A 386-nucleotide genomic window follows, 5' to 3' on the forward strand; every position below is an offset into this window, starting at 1 on the left:
GCATATAGCCTAAAGCCTGGTACGACAATCAAAGTCAAGTTGTATGGAAACTCTTATACATTGCGTAAACAGCTTGGTAAAGGGGCCCAGGGAATTGTGGATTTGGCAGAAGCATCAGATGGACATGTTGCCTTAAAGGTGAGTGATGACAGCCTGTCTATTACTTCTGAAGTGAATGTCTTGAAATCTTTCTCAAAGGCCCAGTCCGTTACGATGGGGCCTTCTTTTTTTGATACGGATGATGCCTATATTCCCAGTGCCAATACGAAAGTTTCATTTTATGCAATGGAATACATAAAAGGGCCGCTGCTTTTGAAGTATGTCAGTGATAAAGGAGCAGAATGGATACCGGTATTAATGATTCAGCTATTATCCAGTTTATCGCT

1 pseudogene is annotated in these 386 nt (G+C 41.5%); it reads left to right on the forward strand.

The window, feature by feature from the left end:
* Nucleotides 1-386, forward strand: a pseudogene (locus tag RVS70_RS23100) (protein kinase family protein); the annotation flags it as partial.

This window comes from Virgibacillus sp. M23, from assembly GCF_034190895.1.
Taxonomy (GTDB): domain Bacteria; phylum Bacillota; class Bacilli; order Bacillales; family Amphibacillaceae; genus Virgibacillus; species Virgibacillus salarius.